Below are 25,420 nucleotides of genomic sequence, written 5' to 3'. Positions count from 1 at the left end.
AATCTTATTACCCTATAGATTTAGTAGATTATATTGCAAACATATATATTAAATGTGATTTACCATCAAAAAATATCATAAAAATTTAGGGTGTTTATTAATAATTTAGCAATTACATAAGTCTGCTAAAGTAGTATTTCTAAAAATTTGGAGTGTGCTATCTCTAACTTCTAACATTAAATTATGAACTGCACATGCATTTTCATCAGGGCAATCATCACACTTTTCATAGAAGTTAAGACTTACACAAGGTACCATAGAAATTGGTCCTTCTAAAATTCTCATAACAGTTGTCATTTGTATTTCTGAAGAAGACTTCAATAAATAATAACCTCCACCTTTTCCTTTTTTAGAACCTAAGATTCCGTTTTTACGAAGTGTAAGTAATATTGTTTCTAAAAATTTTAACGATATATTTTCACTTTTAGAAATAGTTGCAATTGCAACAGGAATCTTCTCTTCTTGTTTTGCAAGAAAAGTAAGTGCCTTAATTCCGTATTTGGTTTTTTTAGAAAGCATATGTACAAATATACTCGATTTTAAAAATCTATATTAATTTGTTGTGTGCGATTTTTCTAAAGCATAAAAAGTTGCTTGTACGTAATCATCATCATCTCCAGTATTGTTAGCTTGGTAAACCCCCGCTTTAAAATACATATACTGTCCACCAACATTATAGCCACTGTTTACCATATTTACGGTTTTAACAACGTCTTCTTTTCCTTCTCTAATAATTGTTAAAGACAAACTATCTCCAACAACCTTAATGGTATAACTAAATTTTTCATTAAGCGCTATTCCGTCTGAAGGATTAGAAGCACTATTACTTCTAGAACCAATTACTTCGTGCCATTGTTCGCTTCCAAAACCATCCGCAGGTTCGTGTGCAAAATAAATAGAACCCAAAGTATTGTCTTTTAATTTTCTGTAATAAAGACGAATTGGCTCATCATCATTTGCATGTATTTGCCCTATAATAACTCTTCCAATATGACTATTACTTCCTGTTGTTGTTACATGATTTACTGCAAGTGTAGCATTCATTTCTCCATCATAACCAGCAGCAGCATCTATATCTGAAGTTGGAGCTGTACCAAAAACCCAGTTATTTCCATTAACACCCTGTGTACTAATACTTGTATCTGTACCTCTCAACATTTCGCGAAGTTCTACTCTTGTATAACTTGTATTTGCAGAAGTTTTAAACCCATCAACCGGACATTTAAAAACCATTCCACCGTCCGAAGCTGTATAGAAATAATTACTGTTTTCATACGAATTATTAATCGTGCTAACAGAAATACTGGTTGCAACACCATTTCCGTTATTATCTGGAATACTTAAATACCAAGTAGATAAATCGAAATTTTCTGAAGGTGCTTTATTAGGATCTAATCCTCCTGAAGATTGAACACTTTCTGCCTGAGTTACTGCAATCGTTTTTGAAATATTTCCTCCAGAAACCGTTACTGTTCCTGTACGACTAGTAAAAGTTGGATTTGAAGTTACAGTAATATTTATTGAACCATTATTGGTTCCGTTGGAAGGTGAAACCGTAATCCAACTACTATCATCACTTGCAGACCAAGTTACATTAGAGGTTACGGTAACCGACTTTGTTTCTTCATTTTTTGAAAACTCTGATACTGATGATACATTTAAATTTTCTACTATTTCTTCATCAATTGTATCTTTAGAACCACAACTAACTAAAAAAATAAGAACCAAGAATGTAATAATAATGTTTAATAATTTCATAATATAAAATTTAACAAAAATAATGCCTAAAGGGTTTATAATTCTAATTTAATTAATTCATTAACGCTTGCTCTAAATCAGCAATAATATCTTCTACATTCTCTAAACCTACAGAAACTCTAACCAAACCTTTTGTAATACCAACTTCTAATCTATCTTCTTCTGATAATCTTCCGTGGGTTGTAGATGATGGATGCGTAACAATGGTTCTTGTATCTCCCAAGTTTGCAGATAATGAACACATCTTTATGTTGTCTAGAAAAACTCTTCCTGCTTCAATTCCTCCTTTAATTTCAAAAGCGACTATGTTCCCACCTAATTTCATCTGATTTTTTGCAACTTCATACTGCGGATGCGATTTTAAAAACGGGTACTTTACCAACTCAACATTTTCTTGAGTTTCTAAAAATTGAGCAACTTTTAATGCATTTTCTGAATGTTTTTCTACTCTAATTGCTAATGTTTCTAAACTTTTAGACAAAACCCACGCATTAAAAGGAGACATTGCAGGACCAGTATTTCTTGAGAATAAATAGATTTCTCTCATCAAATCTTTATTTCCAACTGCAACTCCACCTAAAACTCGTCCTTGACCGTCAATTAATTTTGTAGCAGAATGTACAACTAAATCTGCACCAAATTTAATTGGTTGCTGAATATAAGGTGTTGCAAAACAATTATCAACAATAAAAATAAGGTTATGCTTCTTAGCAATCTTACAAATTACTTCTAAATCTAAAATATCTACTGCCGGATTTGTAGGTGTTTCAATGTATAAAATCTTTGTATTGGGTTGAATTAAACTTTCAACCAAATCGACTTCATTTACCTTAAAATATGATGTTTCAATATTCCATTTTGGTAAAAACTTAGTAAACATACTGTGTGTAGATCCAAAAACTGAACGACAAGACACCACATGATCTCCAGCATTTAACAAAGCTGCAAAAGTTGAAAATATGGCAGACATTCCTGTTGCAAAAGCATAACCAGCTTCCGCACCTTCCATTGCCACAATTTTATCTACAAATTCTGTTGTATTTGGATTTGTAAATCGGCTGTATAAATTACGTTGTTTTTCTTCTGCAAAGGAAGCTCTCATTTCTTCAGCATCGTCAAAAACAAAACTAGATGTTAAATATAATGGCGTAGAATGCTCAGAAAATTGACTTCTCTCAGTTTGTGTTCTTATTGCTTTTGTTTCGAAATGTTTTTTCATCTTTTATTGAAAGATTAAATGATTTAAATATTGAATGATTGAGTTTTATTTTTTAATTCTTCAATCTTTTAATTGTTTAGTTGTTATGTTTTGCCAATCTTAAAATATCTCCAAAAACACCTCTTGCTGTTACTTTAGATCCTGCTCCTGCTCCTTGAATAACAATAGGTTGTTCTCCGTAAGATTCTGTGTAAATTTCAAAAATTGCATCAGATCCTTTTAAAGATCCTAAAGGAGAATTTTTACAAACTGAAACCAATTTCACGTCTAAATTTCCTCTATCTTGTGATAAATCTCCACTTAATTCGCCAATATAACGTAAAACATGATTTTCATCTTGATTTTCTTTTAATTGCTGATACTCATCATTCATTAAATCTAAATTAGATAGAAAATCTTCAACCTTACCTTCTCTTAAATTTTCTGGAATTAAATTCTGAATATTAACATCAATAAATTCGTTTTCTAACTCTAATTCTCTTGCTAAAATCAGCAACTTCCTTGCAACATCATTTCCACCTAAATCTTCTCTTGCATCGGGCTCTGTAAATCCGCTATCAATTACTTCTTTTAAAACTTCTGAAAAAGTTCTGTTTTCTGCTGAAAAAGTATTGAATAAATAACTTAAACTCCCAGAAAAAACCCCTCTAATTTTTGTGATATTTTCTCCAGATTCATGTAACAATCGTATTGTATCAATTAAAGGTAAACCTGCACCAACATTGGTTTCATACAGATATTGCTTTTGATATTCTTTTAATTTTGCTCTAACTTCTTTATAAAAATCAAAAGACAACGTATTTGCAATTTTATTGCAAGAAACTAAATCGAAACCAGCTTCTATAAACTGAATATAATTCCCCACAAAAGGCACACTTGCGGTATTATCTACAGCAATTAGGTTTTCGAAATGATGCGATTTAGCAAACTCAATAATAGCTTCAATTGTGGTGTTTTCTTGTCCGTTTGTAAGTAAATCTTGCTCCCAATTTTTAGAAACCCCATTTTTATTTAACAAAGTTCTTTTAGAATCTGCAACAGCAAAAACGTTTAACTGTATTTTCCTTCGTTCTAAAACCGAAGCTGTATTCTCTAAAATTTGATCAATTAAAGTTCCACCAACAGTTCCTTTACCAAAAATAGCAATGTTTATTTTCTTTGCAATTCCAAAAACCTGACCGTGAATTACATTTACTGCTTTGTGAAGTTCGTCTTTTTTAACAACCAAACTCACATTTTTTCCAGTAACTGTATTGTTGAATAAAACGGGTACAATTTGATTTTTAATCAATGCATTATAGGGCAAATGAAATTCGCTTAAATCTTGACCAATAATAGAAATTACTGCCACGTTTTCTATAATAGAAATCTGATTTACATCTTGCGAATAAAAATCGTTTTCAAAAGCTGCTTCTAATGCTAAAACTGCTTCCGAAGCTCTATTTGAATCTATTATTAAACCAATTCCTCTTTCCGAAGAACCTTGAGAAACAATACTTACACTAATATTTTTATCACTTAATGCTCTAAAAATACGTGCATCTACTCCTACTTTTCCTAACAAACCTCTTCCTTCAAAATTTAAAAGAGAAACGTTGTTAATTGTAGAGATTGATTTTATTCCTTTTTCTGAAGTTTCAGATGTAATTAAAGTTCCTTTATCTTCTTTATTAAAGGTATTTAATATTCTTAAATTAATGTTTTTTTCTAAAAGCGGAATAATGGTTTTTGCATGTAAAATGGTTGCTCCAAAATTTGCTAATTCATTTGCTTCAGAAAAAGATAATTGTTCTATTTTCTTTGCATCAGCTACCAAATCTGGATTTGCAGTAAAAATTCCACTTACATGTGTATAATTCTGCAACTCATCTGCGTCTAAATAATTTGCTAAAAGCGCTGCTGTGTAATTACTTCCGTTTCTTCCTAAAGTTGTGGTTTCTCCTTTTTTATTTGATGAAATAAAACCAGTAACAACATTAACCGTATTATTATTTTCTTTAAAAAATGAAATTACATTTTCTGAAGAAACTGCATTAATTGGCTGTGCATTTCCAAAATTATCATCTGTAATAATTAATTCTCTTGCATCGACAACATTAGCCGAAATCCCTTCTTTTTCTAATAAACTTGTTACCATTTTTGTGGATAACAATTCTCCTTGTGCTAAAACTTCATCTTTAATTTTAGTACTATAATCTCTTAATAAAGAAACACCTTCAAAAATAGTTTCTAACGTTGAAAATTCTTTAGATAAATCTAGAGAATTGTTAGGCTCTTGTTGATATTGTTTAAAATTCTCAAAATCGTTTTTATAGGATGTTTTTGATTTTGCTTTTTCTAAAAGAGCTTCTAAACTATCAGTAGTATTACCTCTTGCTGAAGCAACTACTGCTATTTTTTTTCGATTTTTAGACTTATTGAGGATAATTTCAATAGCATTTTTAATACCTTTTCCATTTGCTAAAGACTTTCCTCCAAACTTTAATACTTTCATTTTTTTTGCTCTATAATCTTTATTGAAAATAGGTTCTATTATTTTTTGAAGTTGATCGTATTCTATTAAAAAAGCATCATGTCCATGCAACGAATTTATTTCATTATAAGTAACATTTTCTTTTGTTAATGCTAATTTTTTATGCGTTTCTCTGTTTTCTTCTGCTGTAAAAAACAGATCAGAATCCACACCAATAATGTGAATATTTGCTTCAATTTCATCTAAAACATCAATCTTTTTTTCTCCATTATTTGTAACATCAATACTCCTAAGCAACTGATTCATCAACTTATACGATGATAATTGATAACGTTCTTGTAATTTTTCTCCATGATGTAACAACCAACTTTCTACGTTAAAAAGTTCTTGATTTTCATTTTTAGACCTCTTAAAACGGTCTTTAAAAGATTCTGGAGTTCTATAGCACAACATTGCGTGCATACGCGCATCATGAACAGGATTACTAGAGTTTACTAAAAATTGTTCTTGGATTTGACAATTTGCAATTAACCAATCGGTCGATTTCCAATCAGTAGCAATGGGTAAAAAATGTTGGGTTAATTTTGTGTTCAACATCATCATTTCCCAAGCAATTCCACCACCCAAAGAACCACCAATTAATGCAAATAATTGTGTTATTTTCAGCTGATTTAATCCCTCTAAGAAAACGTTAGCAATATCTCTTGCAATAAAATCTTTGTAATTTTCAATTAAAAAACCATCAAAACCATTTCCAGGAATATTGAAAGATAAAATTGTATAAACATTTGTGTCTATCGCTTTCTCTTTACCAACAATATCTTTCCACCAACCATTTTTACCCGCAACATCACTGTTACCTGTTAATGCATGGTTTACAAGAATAATAGGTGCTTTGCCTAAATCTTGGCCAAAAACCTGATAACTTAAATTCAATTCAGAAATTAAATTACCAGATTCTGTGGTAAAGTTTTTTATTTTAATATGTTCTAATTGATGTTCCAATTATGTTTTATTTATGAGTAATGTCTCCTTAACGCAGTCAAAAGATTATAATAGTTCTTGACTGCACACGAAAAGACATAATTTTATAATTCTGAAAAAGCTGTTGTTAAATCTGCTTTTAAATCTTCTAAATCTTCAATACCTACAGATAGTCTTATTAAGTCTTGAGAAACTCCTGCACTTGCTTGTGCTGCTTCATCTAACTGCTGATGCGTTGTACTTGCCGGGTGAATAATTAGTGATTTTGTATCACCAATATTTGCTAATAAAGAGAACACTTTTGTTTTATTAGAAATAGTTTTTGCTGCTTCAAAACCGCCTTTTGCACCAAAAGTTACAATTCCGCTTTGTCCTTTTGGTAAATATTTATTTGCTAAAGATTTGTATTTACTACTTTCTAAACCTGGATAGTTAACCCATTCAACTGCATCTTGTTGCTCTAACCATTTTGCTAAAGCTAAGGCGTTTTCTGAATGTTGCTTTATTCTAACCGTTAATGTTTCTAAACCTTGAATAATATTGAACGCATTTGTTGGGCTTAATGCGCCACCAAAATCACGTAATCCTTCTAAAATTAATTTAAATACAAAAGACGCAGCTCCTAAAGTTTCATAATATTTTAAACCATGGTAACCTGCAGATGGCTCAGTAAATTCAGGAAATTTACCGTTTGCCCAGTTAAAAGTTCCTGCATCTATAATTGCACCTCCTAAAGAAGTTCCTTGTCCGCCAATATATTTTGTTAAAGAATGGATTACTAAATCGGCTCCATGTTTTATTGGATTTAATAATGCTGGTGTTGCTACTGTATTATCTACAATAAAAGGAACTTCAGCAGCTTTAGCGTGTTTAGATATTTCTTCTAAATCTAATACATCTAACTTCGGATTTCCTAAAGATTCTACAAAAAATGCTCTTGTATTATCTTGAACAGCTGCTTCAAAATTAGCTGGATTAGATGCATCTACAAATGTTGTTGTAATTCCAAATCTTGGTAAGGTAACACTTAACAAATTGTAGGTTCCACCATATAAACTACTTGAAGCCACAATGTGATCTCCCGATTTTAAAAGTGTTAATAATCCTGTTGAAATTGCAGCAGTTCCAGAAGCAAAAACAACGGCTCCAATACCACCTTCAACAGCAGCTAAACGATCTTGTAAAATTTGATTTGTAGGATTATTTAAACGTGTATAAATAAACCCTAATTCTTTTAATGAAAAAAGATTTGCAGCATGATCTGCATCATTAAAAACATACGATGATGTTTGGTAAATAGGAACTGCTCTTGCACCTCCGTTTGTTGTTACATCATGTCCTGCGTGCAACGCGTTAGTTGCTAATTTTTGAGTACTCATTTTTCTATTTTTTGAGTTAATAAATAATTAAACCAAAAGTCAAAACACATCTATTTTAGATGTAGCTTACTAGAAAAATGTTATAAAGAATTATACAAATACACGGAAGTGTATTTGTTTTTGGGTTATCTATCCAATTTCTGATAAATGAATCTGAAATTAAGTAGAATTTAGCACCTTCTTTTCCTCACGAAAAGGGTTGCTAAGGTTTCACAGGGTCTAATCCCTCCACCTTTCTTGATAACATTTCAATAAGTTATTGAACTTTGTGAGTGCAAATATATGTTCAGAAAAATTTAATATCCAAGTAAAAAAGTATTTATTTTAAAACATTTAACAAATAAGCAAATTTCTGCACCTTTTTTTTGACATTCATAATTATTTGTGAAAATTTAAAATATTTTAGATTATTGCCTTACCTTTGCCGCAGAATTAGAGGAAAAATTTGAACTGATTGCAACCTCAATAAAAAAATGCTAAAGCAGTAATTTCCTACTTCTTTAAGCGAACAAGCAATCCAAATTTATTTCTCAAATAAAAATATTAAAGAAGATATATTATGTCATATTTATTTACTTCAGAAAGTGTTTCTGAAGGACACCCAGATAAAGTTGCAGATCAAATTAGTGATGCACTAATCGATAATTTTTTAGCTTTTGACGCAACAAGTAAAGTAGCTTGTGAAACATTAGTTACTACTGGACAAGTTGTTTTGGCTGGTGAAGTTAAGTCTAAAACCTATTTAGATGTTCAGCAAATTGCTAGAGATGTAATTAACAAAATTGGTTACACAAAAAGCGAATATATGTTTGATGGAAATTCTTGTGGAGTTTTTTCTGCAATACACGAACAATCTCCAGATATTAACCAAGGAGTTGACAGAGCTAACCCAGAAGAACAAGGAGCTGGAGACCAAGGAATGATGTTTGGTTACGCAACTGCTGAAACTGAAAACTACATGCCTTTGGCATTAGAATTGTCTCACCGTTTACTAATTGAACTTGCTGAACTTAGAAGAGAAAATAACGATATTACCTACTTACGTCCAGATGCAAAATCTCAAGTAACTATTGAGTATTCTGACGATAATGTTCCGCAAAGAATTGATGCAATTGTAATTTCTACACAACATGATGATTTTGATTCATCTGACGATGTTATGTTAGCAAAAATTAAGAAAGATATTGTTGAGATTTTAATTCCTAGAGTTGTTGCAAAATTACCTGCACATATTCAAAAATTATTTACCGATAATATTACCTATCATATTAACCCAACTGGTGTTTTTGTAATTGGTGGGCCTCATGGAGATACTGGTTTAACAGGAAGAAAAATTATAGTTGATACTTACGGAGGAAAAGGTGCGCACGGTGGTGGAGCTTTTTCTGGAAAAGACCCTTCAAAAGTTGATAGATCAGGAGCTTACGCAACAAGACACATTGCTAAAAATTTAGTTGCTGCAGGTTTATGTAAAGAAGTTTTAGTACAAGTTTCTTATGCTATTGGTGTTGCAAAACCAACAAGTATTAATGTTGAAACTTACGGAACAGCAACTATAGATAAAACAGATGGAGAAATTAGTAAAATAGTAGAAACTATTTTTGATATGCGTCCTTATTTTATTGAAAAACGATTAAAATTAAGAACACCTATTTATTCTGAAACTGCTGCTTACGGGCACATGGGAAGAACTCCAGAAGTAAAAACAGTAACATTTTCTAACCCAATGGGAGAAACAGTTTCTCAAGAAGTAGAAACATTTACTTGGGAAAAATTAGATTATGTACCACAAGTTAAAGAAGCATTTGGTTTGTAATTTTTACAACGTATAAGTATTAAAAAAGCACAACAATTGTTGTGCTTTTTTTGTTTATATACTTTCAGTAATTTTTATTTCAACCTATATGAAACCCCAGCAATAAATTGATAATGAGGAGCTAAATACTCTTTAAAAGCATACTTGTAATTGGCTTGTATTTTAAACCCAAAATTCTCTACAAACCAATAATTAGCTCCAACACCTCCGTTAATAGTCATTGATGATATTACATCTACTGAGGTATGCCCTAAACCTACTTCTAAAAAAGGATTAAATTTACCCGAATTCATAAAATTATATTTACCAAATGTATCAACTGCGAAATGAGTTAAAGAGCCTCTTGGTTCTTCTTCCTTTTTGGTCACCTTACTCATAGAACCTCTTAAACCAATAGAAAACTTATCCCCTAAAAATTTAGAAACTGTTATACTTGGTAAAACCGAAGAAGTATAACTTTCATTATCTCCAACATTAAAATATTCATCAAACCATTTTCCTGTTATACCCGCTGCTTCCATATCATTTGTTGGAGGAGTATCATAATCTATGATATTTATTCCAATATCAAATTGCCATGATTTATTTTGAGCATTAATATTGGTATTAACAAATAAAACAAATAATAACAACAATGTTTTTTTTAAGTAGATCATAATAAGATTTTAGTTTAAATTGGCTTTAATTTATTTGTCAGTAAAATTAGCTCTAATTACAATTATTCATTATTTTCATTTATCGAACTGATAATTTCATTTAAAGAATTATTAATTTCATTCAATAAGCGTGTTTTAATATAAAAAAGCCTCGTAAATTTAAAATTTACGAGGCTTTTTTTACTCAATTTATATATTGTTACAATTGATACCTAACTCTAAAACTTATAAACCTTGGTAAAATAAAACGTTCATTAATATTAAAAGAAAGAATACTTTGGCTTACAGAAGTTTGAGATCCAGTTCCTAGTAGATTATTACCTACTATTTCATATTCCCATTTGGCATCTTTATCTTTTCTGTATGCTAATTTAGCATTCCAAATATCAAAAGTATTTGTACTAGCTCCGTTTTGCCTAACATCTGTAAAAGAGTAATCTGAAGTTAACGTTACAGAATCCCAGATATAAGCATCAAAATTTATTGATGGCGCATGCGTAACACTTTTTATGGTTCCTTCTCTAGAACTATTTTCTTGATCAGAAAAAGAAACTCTATAGTTTAAACTTACATTTGGAGCTTCTCTAAAATTTGTACCAATTCTAGTATTTAATCCTGTATTATAAATCTTACTTACATTCTCTAACGAGTTTATAAATTGATATGATTTATTATAAGAGAAGTTTCCTCCTATTCTAAACTGTAACTTTCTAATAGTTTTGCTAGCCGAAACAGAAGAACTTAAACTTTCATTACTAAAAGGCGAGTTAATAGTTGTACTACTTGATACTACTGAACCAGGTTCAAATATTGTATTATTATTAACTTGATCTGCTGTTTTTCTATAATTTACTCTTGCAAAAACTGAACTGTTGTTAAACAAATTAAAGCTTCTGTAGAATAATGATAGGTTATGAAAACTTGAGTTTACCAAATCTGCATTACCTGCAAAATAAGAGTTATAATTATTAGCAACAATACCTCTTGCAATTTGATTTACATCTGTAAAATTAATCTCTTTCTTATAGCTTAACGTTAAACTTTCACTTTTCTTAAACTGCGTTATCATTTCAAACTCTGGAAGCAAACTAACAAACTCATCTTTAAAAAACTCGTTTCCGAATTGTGTGTTTTCCGAACTGTAAGAATGCAATGTAAAACCAGGCGTAAATGTAAAAATACCTGATTTTAAACGATACCTTAAACCTGCATAAATATCCGTGAAATTATATTCAGTATCATTGGTAGTAATAGGATTATCTATTCCATCAATTGTTGGATCTGGAGTAAATTCTGTACCGTTATCTAAGGTTTGAAAAAACCTAGAGTTAAAATTTTGAGTACTTAAAATTGTACCTGCAACAACGTTTAAATTACTTTTATCATTTAAGATATAATAGTAATCTAATTTTGCATCTAATTGGTTGGATTTTACACGTCTTTCTTGATTTAAATCGTAAAACATATTTGTTCTATCTAAACCTAAACTCTCAGCTGTGTCATCAAAACCATCATTATTTGCATCGTCATTATTGTTTGGATCATTTTCTAGTGAAGCTGCATAAAATGGATCTTCATCTTGTAAAAGGTGCTTTACCTCTAAAGCGAATATGTTTTTTTCACTTGCTGTATAAAAATAACTAAAGTCTTGATTGATTGTAAAAGGAGTTGCGTCTTCTTTTTCTGCAATATCACTTAATACAAAAGAGTTTACATCTTCAGTTTTATACTCGTTTGTAAAACGTCCAGAAATATTATAATTTAATTGATTGTTGGCGTTTTTCTTGTAACCAGCACTTAATTTAAATAAGCCTGAATTACTTGTTTGACTTGTCGAATTATCAACAGTATCATCTGGAGTATCTGGATCAAGATAATCTATTGTGTTAATATTTCTTTGACCGTTACTATTACCAGACCAAATTAAAAATCCGCTTAAATCTAACTTTGAATTTGGAGAATAGCTAAAGTTTAATGCAGCTAATTTTGTTTCAATTCTATTTGCATTTCTAGCACTTGCGTTTAGAAAACCTATTCCAGCATCTGAAATGTCAATATTTGTTCCGTTTGAAGGACTTTGACTTCTAAAATTGTTTCCAAAGCTTCTTAAACTTCTTCTATCTAATACAACTTCTCCAAGATTATTAAGATCTCCAATAACGTTTAACGTGTATTTTGGTGTATAATAAAATAATTTTGGTTGAAAAAGGTACAAACCTTCATTAGGTGCGGAACCTCCACCAGCTAAAACATCTCCAAACCAAAAGTTCTTTTTACCTTCTTTTAGTTTAATATTAATAGCAACTCTATCTTGGTTATTTTGTACGCCACTTAACTGATTTACATTACTGTAATTTCTTAAAACCTGAATTTTATCAACCGCGTTAGAAGGTATATTTTTACTTGCCAATTTTGTGTCTCCGCTAAAAAATTCTTTACCGTCAACCATTATTTTTTCAACAACCTTACCTTCTACTTCAATTTCTCCGTCATCATTAACCTCTACACCTGGTAATTTTTCTAAAACATCTTCTAACTTACGTTCACTTCCGTTTTTAAAAGAATCTGCATTGTAAACAATTGTATCTCCTTTTATAGTTACCGGCATTTTATAAGTAATATTTACTTCATCTAAAGAATTATCTTCTTTTAAAGTAACATTTTTAGTCAACTTTTCTTCTTTTACATCTACATCAAATTCCGCAGTTATATAACCTACGTAACTTATTTTAATTGCAAAAGTTGTGTTCTTAGATAATGATAATTTATAACGTCCGCTAGCATCAGTAAAACCGTACGATTCCATTTTGTTAGTCGACTTATTTAATGCTAAAACATTAGACATTTCTAAAGGATTACCAATACTATCTTTTACTACACCAGTAAGTGTAATTTGGGCATTAGCAGTTCCTATAACCATAAAAATGGCTACGAGTAGTAATTTTTTCATGTGTGTAAATTTGCTTGATTCTTATTGATTAACGCCCTCTTCCGCCACGACCATTTCCGCCACGACCTCTAAAACGTTCTCTCATTTCTTCCATTTTAACTTTTACAACCTCGTTGTATTTTTCTCTAGTAATTTCTTTTCCTTTAGTTGGTTTAGAAATAGCACTTTCTTCAGTAGGATTAATTACAATTTCCGTACAAAGTATTGTTGTTCTACCTGTACTAACTTCTAAAATTAAGCCTGGTAAACCCCAATATTCTCCTGGTCCAGAACCCACTGGAATTTGTGGCGTAAACCATGCAGTAACCAAAACTTTTTCTGGTTTTTTAATTTCACCTGAAGCTTTATTTGTAGAATCTTTTTTAGCTTCGTCTTTATTATTATTTCCTCTTGGTCCTCTACGAAAATTAGAAAAATCTGCTGGGTCTACTTCTTTTAACATTGTAGCTTTAAAAGCCGTGTAGTTTCCTATTTGCTTAGATTCTGAACCTAATTCCCATTTTGGCTGACTCATATCATCAGAAATTAAAAACTGTTTTCCAAAAAACTCTGTAGACTCTAAAGCCACATTGTCTTTGCTGTTTTTATATTTAGTTCCGCCACCAGACAAACCTCCAAATCTAAAACCTCTTCCGCCGCCACCTGGAGCTTCTAATTTTTCGTTTTCTTTGTATAAAGATTCTGATTTGTTAAAATTTAACGTAAACGTTTTTTCTAACGTAGACTTCATACGTTCTTTAATCTGTTTTTTTTGTTGTTCAGAAAATTGTCTGCCACCAAAATTGTCCATGTCCATTGTTGTTTTAGACATGTATACTGCTTTTCCTGTAAAGTCTTTTTGAGAAAAAGTTACTATAGAGAATAATAAGAAAGCGTAGGTAAATACTTTTTTCATGTTTTTTATTTTAATTTTTATTTAAAATAGCTTCCGCTACTTCAGGTAAGACTACAATAAAACACGAAGGTTTAATCTTAGATTAAAAAAAAATGAAATTTAACCACCAATTTTAATAGTTGTTCCGTTTCCAAGATCTAAACCTTTTCTACTTTTAAATTTCTCCATCATTTCTTTGGATTTTTTTTCTTGAATCTCATTAAATTTACTTTGAGAAATAACTTTTCCTTTTTTAGGTTCTTTAATCTCAATTTTCTTAGACGGATTTAACACAACCTCAGAGCAAACAATAGTTAATTTATCTTGTCTTAATTCTAAAATTAAACCTGGCAAACCACCAAATTCTCTTGGCCCATTACTAATTGGTATTTGCGGCGTGTACCAAGCTGTAGTAACAATAGTTTTCATTTTTTTTGCTACTTTTCCTTCAGATTCAACGCTATTAAAGCTTGAAAAATCTTTTTGCTCCACTTCTCTTGAGTACGTTGCTTTATAACAAGTATACATTCCAATATTTTTGGTTTCATCACTTAATTCCCAATCAATCTTTTTAATTTCATCTTTAATTAAAAAGTTTTTACCCATAATATCTGTTTGCTTTGCATACTTGTTTTCTTTTACATTTTTATATAGTAAATCTGTTCCGTTTCCTCCAAAAGAAATCATTTTTAAACCGCCTACACTTGTTTGAGGAGCAGCTAAAGATTCGTTTTCTTTATAAGTAGATTCAAACCTATTAAAGTTGAGTGTAAATGTTTTTTGATTCATTTTCTTCATTTGAGCCTCTAATTTTTTTTGCATTTCTGGATTTGGTGCATTTTTACCTTCTCCAAAAGAAATACTGCTTTTTCTATAGGTTTTATAAGTTGCTTTTCCCGTAAAATCTTGAGCGTTTATTGAAAAAGAAATTGTCAAAATAATAATTATTATAATTGTTTTCATCTTTATAGGTTTTAAATTTTAGCAAGTTTTTTCAATATTTTTTTAGCCATTGATATAGTGTTATTAATATCCTTAGACTTTCCTTTAGAAGTAAATTTGTAACTCTTTTTAGCCTCTTTTTTGTTTTTAGGGTAATTAACTTCAAATTCAAGAAGAATTAAATCTTCTGGTTTATTTTCAGAAAAAATCTCCTTTATATCATCCCAATTAATATCTTTTAATTCTTCAGCAGAATCAACCGAAAACTTTAAACTGTTAACAGTTGCTTCTGTAAAATTCATTTCAGCAATTGGTTTGTCTTGAGCATTCATAAATAAAGAAGCAAACAAAAAGGTAATAAATAGTATTTTTCTCATTGGATATAGTTTTAAAATTGAACACTACAAAGATTATAATGATTAAACACATTTTAGGTTAATGAGTGTTAACTAGTGTTAAGCAATTATTTTTATTGCGCTTTTGCACTTACCTTTGAAATATGAATACCAAAAAACAACGTTGGATTTTATACTTTATAACAGCTACTATTATAACAACTATAGCTGTTCAATTATATTGGAATTATAAAAATTACCAACAAAACAAACAGTATGTTTTAAATGAAATTAAGAGTAGTTTAGATGAATCTATAGACGATTATTACACCAACCTTTCTAAAAAAAACTTACTAACTATAATTGAACCCGAGAACCCAACTACGGCAGATAGCTTAAGAAAAAAACAACTTTGGAAAGATTTTTTTAAGAATGCAATACCACAAAAAAAGACTTCAAAAAAAAATAAAACAGCACCCGAATTTAAAATTTCTTCAATTCAAATAAATACAAGTGAAAAGGAAGATTTTGACAAAACAGATTCAATAATAACTAATGATTTACTAGATAAATTAAATAACGATTACCAAAAGGATCTTCCTAAAAACAAAAAAATAAGTGGCTTAATACAATTAGGAGACAAAGAGAAAAAGGGAATTCATATTGCCAAAGATTCTGCAAACAAAATAACATCAATACAAGTATTTAGAGGAGAAAAAGCACGAGACAGCATTAAACTTATTAAAGGTTTAAAAACCATGTTTATTGCAATACATAATGATTCTTTAGATTATAAAGTTTTAGATTCCTTATTAACTTTAAAACTAAAAAGTAAAAAAATTAACCTTGATTTTGCTTTTAATCACTTTAAAAAAGATACCCTTTTTTATGCATATAATGTTTCTAAAAACATTGAAAAGAATGTAATTACTAATTCAAACTCTACTTATTTTCAAGACGATAATCGGTTTGATTTATTGCATACAAATCCTTCTAAAGAAACTTTAAAAAGAAGTTCTACAGGAATTTTACTATCGCTTTTATTATCTCTTGCCGTAATTTCTAGTTTATTTTATTTGTTAAAAATTATCAACCAACAAAAAGAATTAGCAGAAATTAAAAACGATTTAATTAGCAATATTACGCATGAATTTAAAACACCAATTACCACAGTTTCTACAGCATTGGAAGCAATTGGTAATTTTAACGCCATTGATGATAAAGAAAAAACAAAAAAATACGTTTCAATTTCTAACATTCAGTTGAAAAAACTACACCAAATGGTAGAGAAACTTTTGGAGACGGCTACCTTAGATTCTGAGAGTTTATTATTACAAAAAGAGGCAGTAAATATTGTTGACTTAATTGATAAAATTACCAAGAAGCATCAATTAATTTCAGAAAACAAAACCGTTACTTTTTCTTCTAATATTTCTGAAATAATAGCTAATATAGATGCTTTTCATTTTGAAAATGCAATTTCTAACCTAATTGACAATGCTATAAAATATGGTGGAGAAACAGTTGAAGTGAATCTAAATTCGGTTTTAAATACTATAGAAATTAGTATTGCTGATAATGGAAATGGTATTGAGAAAAATCAACAAGAAAAAATATTTGAAAAGTTTTACCGCGTGCCAAAAGGAAACACACATGATGTTAAAGGCTTTGGAATTGGCTTGTATTACACCAAGAAAATTATAGAGAAGCATGAGGGAACAATTGCTCTTATTCCGAATATAAAAAACACCGTTTTTAAAATTATTTTACCATATGAATAATGCTATAAAAATATTACTTGCCGAAGACGAACCAAGTTTAGGTCAAATTGTAAAAGAAAGTTTAGAAACTAGAAACTTTGAAGTTTTTCATGCAGAAAATGGTGAAGAGGCTTATAAAATTTACAAAAAGGAACAACCTCAAATATTGGTTTTAGATGTAATGATGCCAAAGAAAGATGGTTTTACGTTGGCAAAAGAAATAAGAGCAGAAAACAGTACAATTCCTATTATTTTTTTAACAGCAAAATCACAAACAAAAGACGTTTTAGAGGGTTTTTCTCATGGAGGAAACGATTACTTAAAGAAACCATTTTCTATGGAAGAGTTAATTGTTCGAATCCATTCCTTATTAAACAGAGTTGAAATTAAGAAGGACATAGAAAAAATAAAAATTGGAAATTATACTTTTAATTATAAGAAGCAAACTTTAGAATTAAATAACATTTCAAATTTATTAACCCATAGAGAAGCCGAATTATTATACAATCTTTGGCAACAAAAAAACGAAGTTTTAGACAGAACATTCATCTTAAAAAAGTTATGGGGAAATGACGATTTTTTTAACGCACGAAGCATGGATGTCTTTATTTCTAAACTTAGAAAAAAACTAAACAAAGACCAAAACATTCAAATTGTAAACATTCGTGGTTTTGGTTATAAATTGATGTGCTAAACATTATTTTAATTCCTTTTTTTGTGTAAATTTACCGTCCCTATAATTGTAACATTTTACACCTAGAACTATGCACGTAGCAATTGCCGGAAACATTGGAGCTGGAAAAACCACACTTACTAAATTATTAGCCAAACACTATAAATGGACTCCTCATTTTGAGTCTGTTGATGAAAATCCATATCTAGATGATTTTTATGCAGAAATGGAACGCTGGTCTTTTAACTTACAGGTATTTTTCTTAAACAGCCGTTTTCGTCAAGTTTTAGAATTAAGACAATCTGGGAAGAAAATTATTCAAGATAGAACTATTTACGAAGACGCACACATCTTTGCTCCCAATTTACACGCAATGGGTTTAATGACAAATCGTGATTTTAGTAACTATTCTTCACTTTTTGAATTGATGGAAAACTTAGTTACTCCACCAGATTTATTAATTTATTTACGTGCAGATATTTCTACGTTAGTTGGACAAATTCACAAACGTGGTAGAGAATATGAAAACTCTATTAGTATTGATTATTTAAGCCGATTAAACGAACGTTACGAAGCTTTCATCAGCAAATACACAAAAGGAAAATTATTAATTATTGATGTTGATAATTTAGATTTTGTTGAAAATCAAGAAGATTTAGGATATATTATTGATAGAATTGACGCTCAGATAAACGGTTTATTTTAACGCCTAAATTCGCTCAATAAAATTGCGGTTGCGGTTGCAACATTTAAACTTTCCGTTTCTTGTTTAACACCAAAACGTGGAATAGAAATTACATTTTTAGCGAGTTCTTTTATTTCTTTAGAAACACCATTAGCTTCATTACCCATTATTAAAACGCCTTCTTTTGGAAGTTTACTTTTATATACATTTTCGCCATCCATATCGGCAATAAATGTTGGTAATTTCGTTTCTGATAAATAAGAATTTAAATCAACGTAATTAATCTGAATTCTTGTTAAAGACCCCATACTTGCCTGTATAACTTTAGCATTATAACAATCTACAGTATCTTTAGAACACAGTAATTGTTCCACTCCAAACCAATCGCACAAACGTATTATTGTACCCAAATTTCCAGGATCATTAATTGCATCTAACGCAATTACCAAACCGTTATTTTTAACTAGTTTTTGTTCCGGAATCTGAAACAAACCTAAAACTTTATTTGGCGTTTTTAATTGACTAATTTTTTTAAGTTCAACCTCAGAAACTTCAATAGTTTTATCAGCAGGAACATTAAAAGAACATTCACTTGTTACAAACAACTTCTCTAAAACTAAAGAAGATTTTAGCAATTCCTCAACCACTTTTATCCCTTCAGCAATAAATAATTTATGCTTTTGACGATACTTTTTTTGCTGTAAACTTGTTATAAGTTTAAGATGATTTTTTGATAAACTCATTAAATAATTTTTAACAACTTAAAACCGTTTAAAAATAGTATTTTTGGTTCTTATTGCGATGCGTAAAGTTAATGAAAAAACTTTCTTTTTACATACTTCTTATACTTTTAGTAACCTCGTGTAATTCTATAAAACGAGTTGCTGAAGGAGAACAGCTACTTACAAAAAACACAATTTTTGTTGATGATAAAAAAACATCGGGTACAGAAGACTACAATTATGTAATTCAACGCCCTAACGCTAAAGCACTTGGAATACCTTTATCTCTCTATTTCTATAACTTAGGTAATCCTAATGGCTCCAAAAACTCAAAAGAATGGGAAGAAAGACATCCAAAAACATACAAGTTTTTTAAAAATGTATTTTCAGAAAAACAAAGTATTGGTGTTGCAAATTCTTTTATTGGTATAAATAATTGGTTTTTAACTAGCGGACAAGCTCCTGTTATTATTGATGATCTTAAAATTAATAGAACTGTAAATGAATTAAAATCATATTATTTTACAGAAGGTTATTTTCAAGCAGAAGTAACATCAAAAAGAGATACAGTTGGCACAAAAAAAGGAGCTGTAAATTACTATATAACAAAAGGAAAAGCTACCTTTTTAGATAGTATTACTAAAAAAATAATGTCTCCCGTTTTAGATTCTATTTATGAAGAAAACAAAAAATACACTTTTTTAAAATCTGGAGACCAATACAATAACAGTAATTTTGAAAACGAGGCAAAACGTATTACAAAGCTTTATAGAAATAATGGTGTTTATCATTTTAACCTTAACTCAATTGGGTTTCATCAAATTGATACAGCAAGTGTAAATTATAAAACAAATGTAGATTTAAAAATTTCTGATAGAATTATAGAAGAAGATGGAACCTATTCTTACAAGCCTTATAAAGTTCAAAAAATAAAAAAGATTAATGTTTATACAGATTACACGTATTCTGATAAAGATGAAAGCATTAAAGATTCTTTATCTTACAGAGGCATATCTTATTTTGCGCATGATAAATTAAAATACAATCCTAAATATTTATCCCAATCATTATTCATTCACCCAAATGAAATTTATTCCGATTCTTTAAGAAATTTAACTAGAAGCCATTTGCGTGGTTTAAAAAATTTTAAAACTAATACTATTAAATATCGCGAGTTAAATGATGATGAACTTGAAGCCAATATTTATTTAACTCCAATTGAAAAATATACGTTAGGTTTTGAAACAGAACTTTCTAGATCTAACATTAGAAACTTTGATGTTTCTGGTAAGTTTTCAATATTAAATAGAAACACATTTAGAGGTGCAGAAATCTTTAAATTATCTGTTTCTGGTTCTTATTTTAATTCTAATAATGGTCCTGGTTGGGAACTTGGAACAGATTTATCATTAGAAGTACCTCGTTTTATGGCTCCTTTTGGCTTAAACAAGTTAGTTCGTAAAAGAATGTCTCCTAAAACAAGTTTCTATGCAGGTGTTGCTGTACAACGTAATATAGGTCTTGATAAACAAAATATTAATGTTGGTGTAAATTACAAATGGAACTACAATAGTAAAAAAACACTACAATTAGAAGTATTAAACGCACAATACATTAGAAACCTAAATGTAGATAATTACTTTAATGTATACGCATCTGAATACAGTAAATTAAATACCGTTGCACAAACATTCTATAATGATCCAATATATCAATTAAGCGTACCAAACGAAGTATTAAGTTTTATGAGTATGGTAGCATCAGACACTTCATTTGCTGCCAATAATCCTACAGAATCTCAAAGCAATTTAAATATCTTAAATCGATATAATATTATTTCTTCAGATTTCTTAATACCAGTTATAGCATATAATTTTACCTACAACAACCAAAGTAGCTATGAAGACCAAGACTTTTCATACTTTAAAATTAGAATCGCAAATTCTGGAAATGTAATGGGCTTACTTTCTAATCAAATAAACTCTAGAAATCAAAAAACAGTATTAAAAATTCCGGTTGCGCAATATTTTAAAACAGATATTGAATACAAGAAATTCTGGCAATTAGGAGAAAATTCTGTATTAGGTTTTAGAGCTTTTACTGGTGTTATTATGCCTTATGGAGATTCTGACATTCCTTTTTCTAAAAGTTATTTTGCAGGTGGTTCTAATGATATTAGAGCCTGGAAAACTTATGATTTAGGTCCAGGAACAAGACCGCAAGGTTTAGAATATAATATTGGAAGTTTTAAATTTTTATCATCTCTAGAATATCGTTTCGATTTAGTTGGAAGCCTAAAAAGCGCCATTTTTATAGACGCTGGTAACATTTGGGATATTACAGGCCAAGATTTTGCAGACGATGAATCTAAATTTAATGGATTTTCTTCAATTAAAGACCTAGCTGTAGGAGCTGGTTTTGGGCTTAGATATGATTTTAAATTCTTAGTAGCACGTTTAGATCTAGGCTTTAAAGCACATGAACCTTATTTAAGCGGAAACAGATGGTTTAGAAACTTTAATTTTGGCAATACAGTTTACAATATTGGTATTAACTATCCATTTTAAAATTCAAATACTCGAAAACGTAATAGTTTAAAGAGGTCTAATTCTTTCCATTTTGCACAAAAAAAATGTAATTTTGCTCTATTACATTATTTAAATAACTAAATCTTTAAACCAATGATTAAACCAGGAGTTGCCACAGGTACAGAAGTTCAAGAAATTTTTAACCTTGCCAAAGAAAAAGGATTTGCTTTACCAGCAGTTAATGTTGTAGGTTCTAGCACAATTAATGGAGTTTTAGAAACTGCAAAAGAACTAAATGCCCCAGTAATTATTCAATTTTCTAACGGTGGAGCACAATTTAATGCAGGTAAAGGTTTAGCTAACGAAGATCAAAAAGCAGCAATTGCAGGAGCAGTTGCTGGAGCAAAACACATACATGAATTATCTGTAGCTTATGGAGTTCCTGTAATTTTACATACAGACCATGCAGCAAAAAAATTATTACCTTGGATCGATGGTTTATTAAATGCTTCAGAACAACACTTTAAAGAAACAGGAAAACCTTTATATAGCTCACATATGATTGATTTAAGTGAAGAACCACTTGAAGAAAACATAGAAATTTGCAAAAAATACTTAGCTCGTATGAGTAAAATGGGCATGACTTTAGAAATAGAGTTAGGTATTACAGGTGGTGAAGAAGACGGCGTAGATAATTCTGACGTAGATGTCTCTAAACTATATACGCAACCAGAAGAAGTTGCTTATGCTTATGAAGAATTAATGAAAGTTTCTCCACAATTTACCATTGCAGCAGCATTTGGTAACGTACACGGAGTTTACAAGCCTGGTAATGTAAAATTAACACCAAAAATCTTAAAGAACTCTCAAGAATTTATCACAAAAAAATATGGTGTTGAAGAAAATCATATCGATTTTGTTTTTCACGGAGGTTCAGGTTCAACCCTAGAAGAAATTAGAGAAGCAATTGGTTACGGAGTTATAAAAATGAATATTGATACTGATTTACAATATGCATTTACTGAAGGAATTAGAGATTATATGCAAGATAAGACAGCTTATATTTCATCTCAAATTGGGAATCCAGACGGAGCAGACAAACCAAATAAAAAATATTACGACCCAAGAAAATGGTTACGTTTAGGCGAAGAAACATTTAAAACACGTTTAAAACAAGCATTTTCAGACTTAAACAATGTAAATACACTGTAATATTTGGGCGTTACTTTATCCTGAAAGCATTCAGTATTAAAGTCAGGCTATCCGCACTCACTATAAAAAAAGCATTTTGAAAAACATCAAAATGCTTTTTTTATGAGTTCAGACAAAGCTTCTATCCTTAACGCAGAGATAATAGTAAAGAAAGAATTGTAGTTCATAAAAAACTTTTACATTTGTAGTCGGCACTTTTTATAAAATTAAAAGGTATATTTAATAAATAAGAACAAATACAAACTAACTATGGCTTGGTTTAAACGTACAGATAAAGGGATTCAAACTCCTACAGAACATAAAAAAGATACTCCAAAAGGCTTGTGGTATAAAACCCCAAGTGGAAAAGTAATAGACACCGAAGAACTTAAAGAAAACTTATATGTAAGTCCAGAAGACGGTTACCATGTAAGAATTGGAAGTAAACAATATTTCGAATTATTTTTCGACGATAATAAGTTTACCGAATTAGATGAAAACTTAACATCTAAAGACCCTTTAAAGTTTGAAGACACAAAAAAATATCCAGAAAGAGTAAAAGCTGCACAGAAAAAAACAGGATTAAAAGATGCTGTTAGAACTGCTGTAGGTAAATCTAACGGAAAAGATTTAGTTATTGCCTCTATGGATTTTGCTTTTATTGGTGGTTCTATGGGATCTGTAGTTGGAGAAAAAATAGCAAGAGCTATAGATTACGCAATAAAAAATAAATTACCATTTTTAATGGTATCAAAGTCTGGTGGTGCACGTATGATGGAAGCTTCACTTTCATTAATGCAATTGGTAAAAACCTCTGCAAAATTAGCACAATTAGCAGAAGCTCAATTACCATATATCTCTTTATGTACAGATCCAACAACCGGAGGTACAACTGCATCTTTTGCAATGTTAGGAGATATTAATATTGCAGAACCAAATGCTTTAGTTGCATTTGCTGGACCACGTGTTGTAAAAGATACAACGGGTAAAGAATTACCAGAAGGTTTCCAACGTTCTGAGTTTGTTTTAGAACATGGTTTCTTAGATGCCATTTACGAACGTAAAGAATTAAAAAAACAAGTTAATTTGTATATAGATTTAATACAAAACCAACCTGTTAGAGCATAAACAAAAAAAACCGAAGCAAAATTGCTTCGGTTTTTTTTATTCCCAAATATCGGTTCTGTAATGTTCTTCTTCGCCTTCTAAAATTTGCAGGTAACTTTTATAACGAGACCAAGAAATTGTTTCTTCTTCTAATGCGTCTTTTACGGCGCAATTAGGTTCTTTTACATGTATACAGTTATTAAACTTACAATGTTCTTTTAAGGCAAAAAACTCAGGAAAATAATCTCCTAGTTCTTCTTTGTCTATATCTACAACTCCAAAACCTTTAATTCCTGGTGTATCAATAATTTTAGCATCGAAACTTAATTCAAAAAGCTCGGCAAAGGTTGTTGTATGTTGCCCTTGTTTGTGTTGTTCAGAAATTGCTTTGGTTTTTAAATCTAAACTTGGTTCAATTGCATTTACCAAAGTAGTTTTACCAACACCAGAATGACCAACAAACATAGATGTTTTACCAGTCATCATTTCTTTTATAGTGTCTACATTTTTATTTTGTGTGGCAGAAACCTCTACACATCTATAACCAATAGCTTCATATACATCTTTTAAATATAGAATTTCTGCACGTTCCTCTATTTGGTAGCTATCAATTTTATTAAAAACTAAAATGGTATCTATTCTATAGGCTCTTGTTGAGACTAAAAAACGATCTATAAATGTGGTAAATGTTGGTGGATTGTTAATGGTAATCAACAAAAAAACTTGATCTATATTAGACGCAATTACGTGGGTTTGCTTAGATAAGTTTACAGATTTTCGTTCAATACAGTTTTTACGCTTATGGATGTTATTAATTACACCTGTTTCTTCATCGTTTTTGGTTTCTAGTTCAAAGTCTACAACATCTCCAACCGCAATTGGATTTGTGCTTTTAATTCCTTTTAATCGGAATTTCCCTTTCATACGGCAGTTATAAAACGCTCCGTTATCGGCTTTTACTTGATACCAACTTCCTGTAGATTTGTATACGATTCCTGTCATTACTACAAAGATGCTGAATTTTAACTAAAACTTTGGTGTGGTTTCCAGTGATTTTTTATTTTAAGAGAAAAAAGGTTTTCTTCTTCTATCTTTTTTCCATTGATGAAAAAAGAAACAAAAAAATCTAGACTACTGAATATTTATCTGAATTTATTATTCGTTGTCTAAATTTTAAGAACTCGCTACGCTCAAACAGCTTAAAATTTTACGACAACTTCATTGCAAATTCTACGACAAACCTTCAAGATGTCGTAGTTTCAATTACGCATTGATTACATTGTTTATAAATTACTCTTTGTTTATTAAAAAATAATTAGTTTATAAATAAGCCTGCGTTAAGGATTGAAGCGACATCCTTTTTTCTTT

Annotated in this window: 19 protein-coding genes and 1 riboswitch; of the genes, 7 read left to right on the top strand and 12 right to left on the bottom strand. The window is 30.1% G+C overall.

All coding sequences use genetic code 11. From position 1 onward, the window contains the following. Positions 1-105: 105 nt before the first annotated feature. The 5 genes from L1S33_RS05305 to L1S33_RS05285 form a co-directional block, all read right to left on the bottom strand. Positions 106-519, bottom strand: coding sequence for an RrF2 family transcriptional regulator (locus L1S33_RS05305; RefSeq protein ID WP_240561521.1), 414 nt, complete (start codon positions 517-519; stop codon positions 106-108). A gap of 33 nt (positions 520-552) precedes the next feature. Beyond that, complete coding sequence (locus tag L1S33_RS05300) at positions 553-1,758, bottom strand: polysaccharide lyase family 7 protein (RefSeq protein WP_240561520.1); 1,206 nt, start codon at positions 1,756-1,758, stop codon at positions 553-555. Between the two features lie 52 nt (positions 1,759-1,810). Continuing rightward, complete coding sequence (locus L1S33_RS05295) at positions 1,811-2,977, bottom strand: O-succinylhomoserine sulfhydrylase (protein WP_240561519.1); 1,167 nt, start codon at positions 2,975-2,977, stop codon at positions 1,811-1,813. Between the two features lie 76 nt (positions 2,978-3,053). Next, positions 3,054-6,455: a bifunctional aspartate kinase/homoserine dehydrogenase I gene (gene thrA / locus L1S33_RS05290; protein ID WP_240561518.1), complete on the bottom strand. Its 3,402-nt coding sequence runs from the start codon at positions 6,453-6,455 to the stop codon at positions 3,054-3,056. Positions 6,456-6,538: 83 nt separating this feature from the next. Further along, positions 6,539-7,813, bottom strand: a complete 1,275-nt coding sequence (locus L1S33_RS05285) for an O-acetylhomoserine aminocarboxypropyltransferase/cysteine synthase family protein (protein WP_240561517.1) — start codon at positions 7,811-7,813, stop codon at positions 6,539-6,541. Positions 7,814-7,935: 122 nt separating this feature from the next. Continuing rightward, positions 7,936-8,060: riboswitch (SAM riboswitch) on the bottom strand. Positions 8,061-8,372: 312 nt separating this feature from the next. Between L1S33_RS05285 and metK the strand changes: the two genes are divergently transcribed. After that, complete coding sequence (gene metK, locus L1S33_RS05280; RefSeq protein WP_240561516.1) at positions 8,373-9,629, top strand: methionine adenosyltransferase; 1,257 nt, start codon at positions 8,373-8,375, stop codon at positions 9,627-9,629. A 74-nt stretch (positions 9,630-9,703) separates the two neighbouring features. Here metK and L1S33_RS05275 read toward each other — a convergent pair whose 3' ends face one another. The 5 genes from L1S33_RS05275 to L1S33_RS05255 all read right to left on the bottom strand — a co-directional run bounded on the left by L1S33_RS05275 (position 9,704) and on the right by L1S33_RS05255 (position 15,428). Then, entirely contained in the window at positions 9,704-10,285 is a 582-nt protein-coding gene (locus L1S33_RS05275) for a transporter (RefSeq protein ID WP_240561515.1), read from the bottom strand. A gap of 199 nt (positions 10,286-10,484) precedes the next feature. Continuing rightward, positions 10,485-13,235, bottom strand: coding sequence for a carboxypeptidase-like regulatory domain-containing protein (locus tag L1S33_RS05270; RefSeq protein ID WP_240561514.1), 2,751 nt, complete (start codon positions 13,233-13,235; stop codon positions 10,485-10,487). 28 nt (positions 13,236-13,263) lie between these two features. Then, positions 13,264-14,130 carry a GLPGLI family protein gene (locus L1S33_RS05265; RefSeq protein WP_240561513.1) on the bottom strand — a complete coding sequence of 289 codons (867 nt, stop codon included), beginning with the start codon at positions 14,128-14,130 and terminating at the stop codon, positions 13,264-13,266. A gap of 99 nt (positions 14,131-14,229) precedes the next feature. Continuing rightward, complete coding sequence (locus L1S33_RS05260; RefSeq protein WP_240561512.1) at positions 14,230-15,072, bottom strand: GLPGLI family protein; 843 nt, start codon at positions 15,070-15,072, stop codon at positions 14,230-14,232. A gap of 11 nt (positions 15,073-15,083) precedes the next feature. Then, positions 15,084-15,428, bottom strand: coding sequence for a hypothetical protein (locus tag L1S33_RS05255; protein ID WP_240553186.1), 345 nt, complete (start codon positions 15,426-15,428; stop codon positions 15,084-15,086). A gap of 122 nt (positions 15,429-15,550) precedes the next feature. Here L1S33_RS05255 and L1S33_RS05250 point away from each other — a divergent pair, with 122 nt between their 5' ends. From L1S33_RS05250 to L1S33_RS05240, 3 genes are all read left to right on the top strand, one after another. Next, positions 15,551-17,167 carry a sensor histidine kinase gene (locus L1S33_RS05250; protein ID WP_240561511.1) on the top strand — a complete coding sequence of 539 codons (1,617 nt, stop codon included), beginning with the start codon at positions 15,551-15,553 and terminating at the stop codon, positions 17,165-17,167. Further along, a complete protein-coding gene (locus L1S33_RS05245; RefSeq protein WP_240553190.1) occupies positions 17,160-17,840 on the top strand; it encodes a response regulator transcription factor in 681 nt (226 codons plus the stop codon). The genes L1S33_RS05250 and L1S33_RS05245 overlap by 8 nt, the downstream gene beginning before the upstream one ends. A 70-nt stretch (positions 17,841-17,910) precedes the next feature. Continuing rightward, positions 17,911-18,525 carry a deoxynucleoside kinase gene (locus tag L1S33_RS05240; protein ID WP_072556764.1) on the top strand — a complete coding sequence of 205 codons (615 nt, stop codon included), beginning with the start codon at positions 17,911-17,913 and terminating at the stop codon, positions 18,523-18,525. Here the strand turns inward: L1S33_RS05240 and L1S33_RS05235 are convergent. Next, positions 18,522-19,247 carry a TrmH family RNA methyltransferase gene (locus L1S33_RS05235; protein ID WP_240561510.1) on the bottom strand — a complete coding sequence of 242 codons (726 nt, stop codon included), beginning with the start codon at positions 19,245-19,247 and terminating at the stop codon, positions 18,522-18,524. The genes L1S33_RS05240 and L1S33_RS05235 overlap by 4 nt on opposite strands. Before the next feature lie 71 nt (positions 19,248-19,318). Here L1S33_RS05235 and tamL point away from each other — a divergent pair, with 71 nt between their 5' ends. The 3 genes from tamL (at position 19,319) to accD (ending at position 24,073) form a co-directional block, all read left to right on the top strand. Further along, positions 19,319-21,793: a translocation and assembly module lipoprotein TamL gene (gene tamL / locus L1S33_RS05230; RefSeq protein WP_240561509.1), complete on the top strand. Its 2,475-nt coding sequence runs from the start codon at positions 19,319-19,321 to the stop codon at positions 21,791-21,793. A 114-nt stretch (positions 21,794-21,907) separates the two neighbouring features. Beyond that, on the top strand, positions 21,908-22,966 hold the full coding sequence (gene fbaA, locus L1S33_RS05225; RefSeq protein ID WP_240561508.1) for a class II fructose-bisphosphate aldolase: 1,059 nt from the start codon (positions 21,908-21,910) through the stop codon (positions 22,964-22,966). Between the two features lie 249 nt (positions 22,967-23,215). Beyond that, positions 23,216-24,073 (top strand): acetyl-CoA carboxylase, carboxyltransferase subunit beta, encoded by an 858-nt coding sequence (gene accD, locus L1S33_RS05220; RefSeq protein ID WP_240561507.1) that lies wholly within the window; start codon positions 23,216-23,218, stop codon positions 24,071-24,073. A gap of 36 nt (positions 24,074-24,109) precedes the next feature. Here accD and rsgA read toward each other — a convergent pair whose 3' ends face one another. Then, a complete protein-coding gene (gene rsgA / locus L1S33_RS05215) occupies positions 24,110-25,054 on the bottom strand; it encodes a ribosome small subunit-dependent GTPase A (protein WP_240561506.1) in 945 nt (314 codons plus the stop codon). Positions 25,055-25,420 lie beyond the last annotated feature (366 nt).

This window comes from Tenacibaculum aquimarinum (genome assembly GCF_022478115.1).
In the GTDB taxonomy this organism is placed as follows: domain Bacteria; phylum Bacteroidota; class Bacteroidia; order Flavobacteriales; family Flavobacteriaceae; genus Polaribacter; species Polaribacter aquimarinum_A.
Note: the sequence above shows the minus strand (reverse complement) of the source record. Positions and strands in the feature narration are given on the sequence as shown.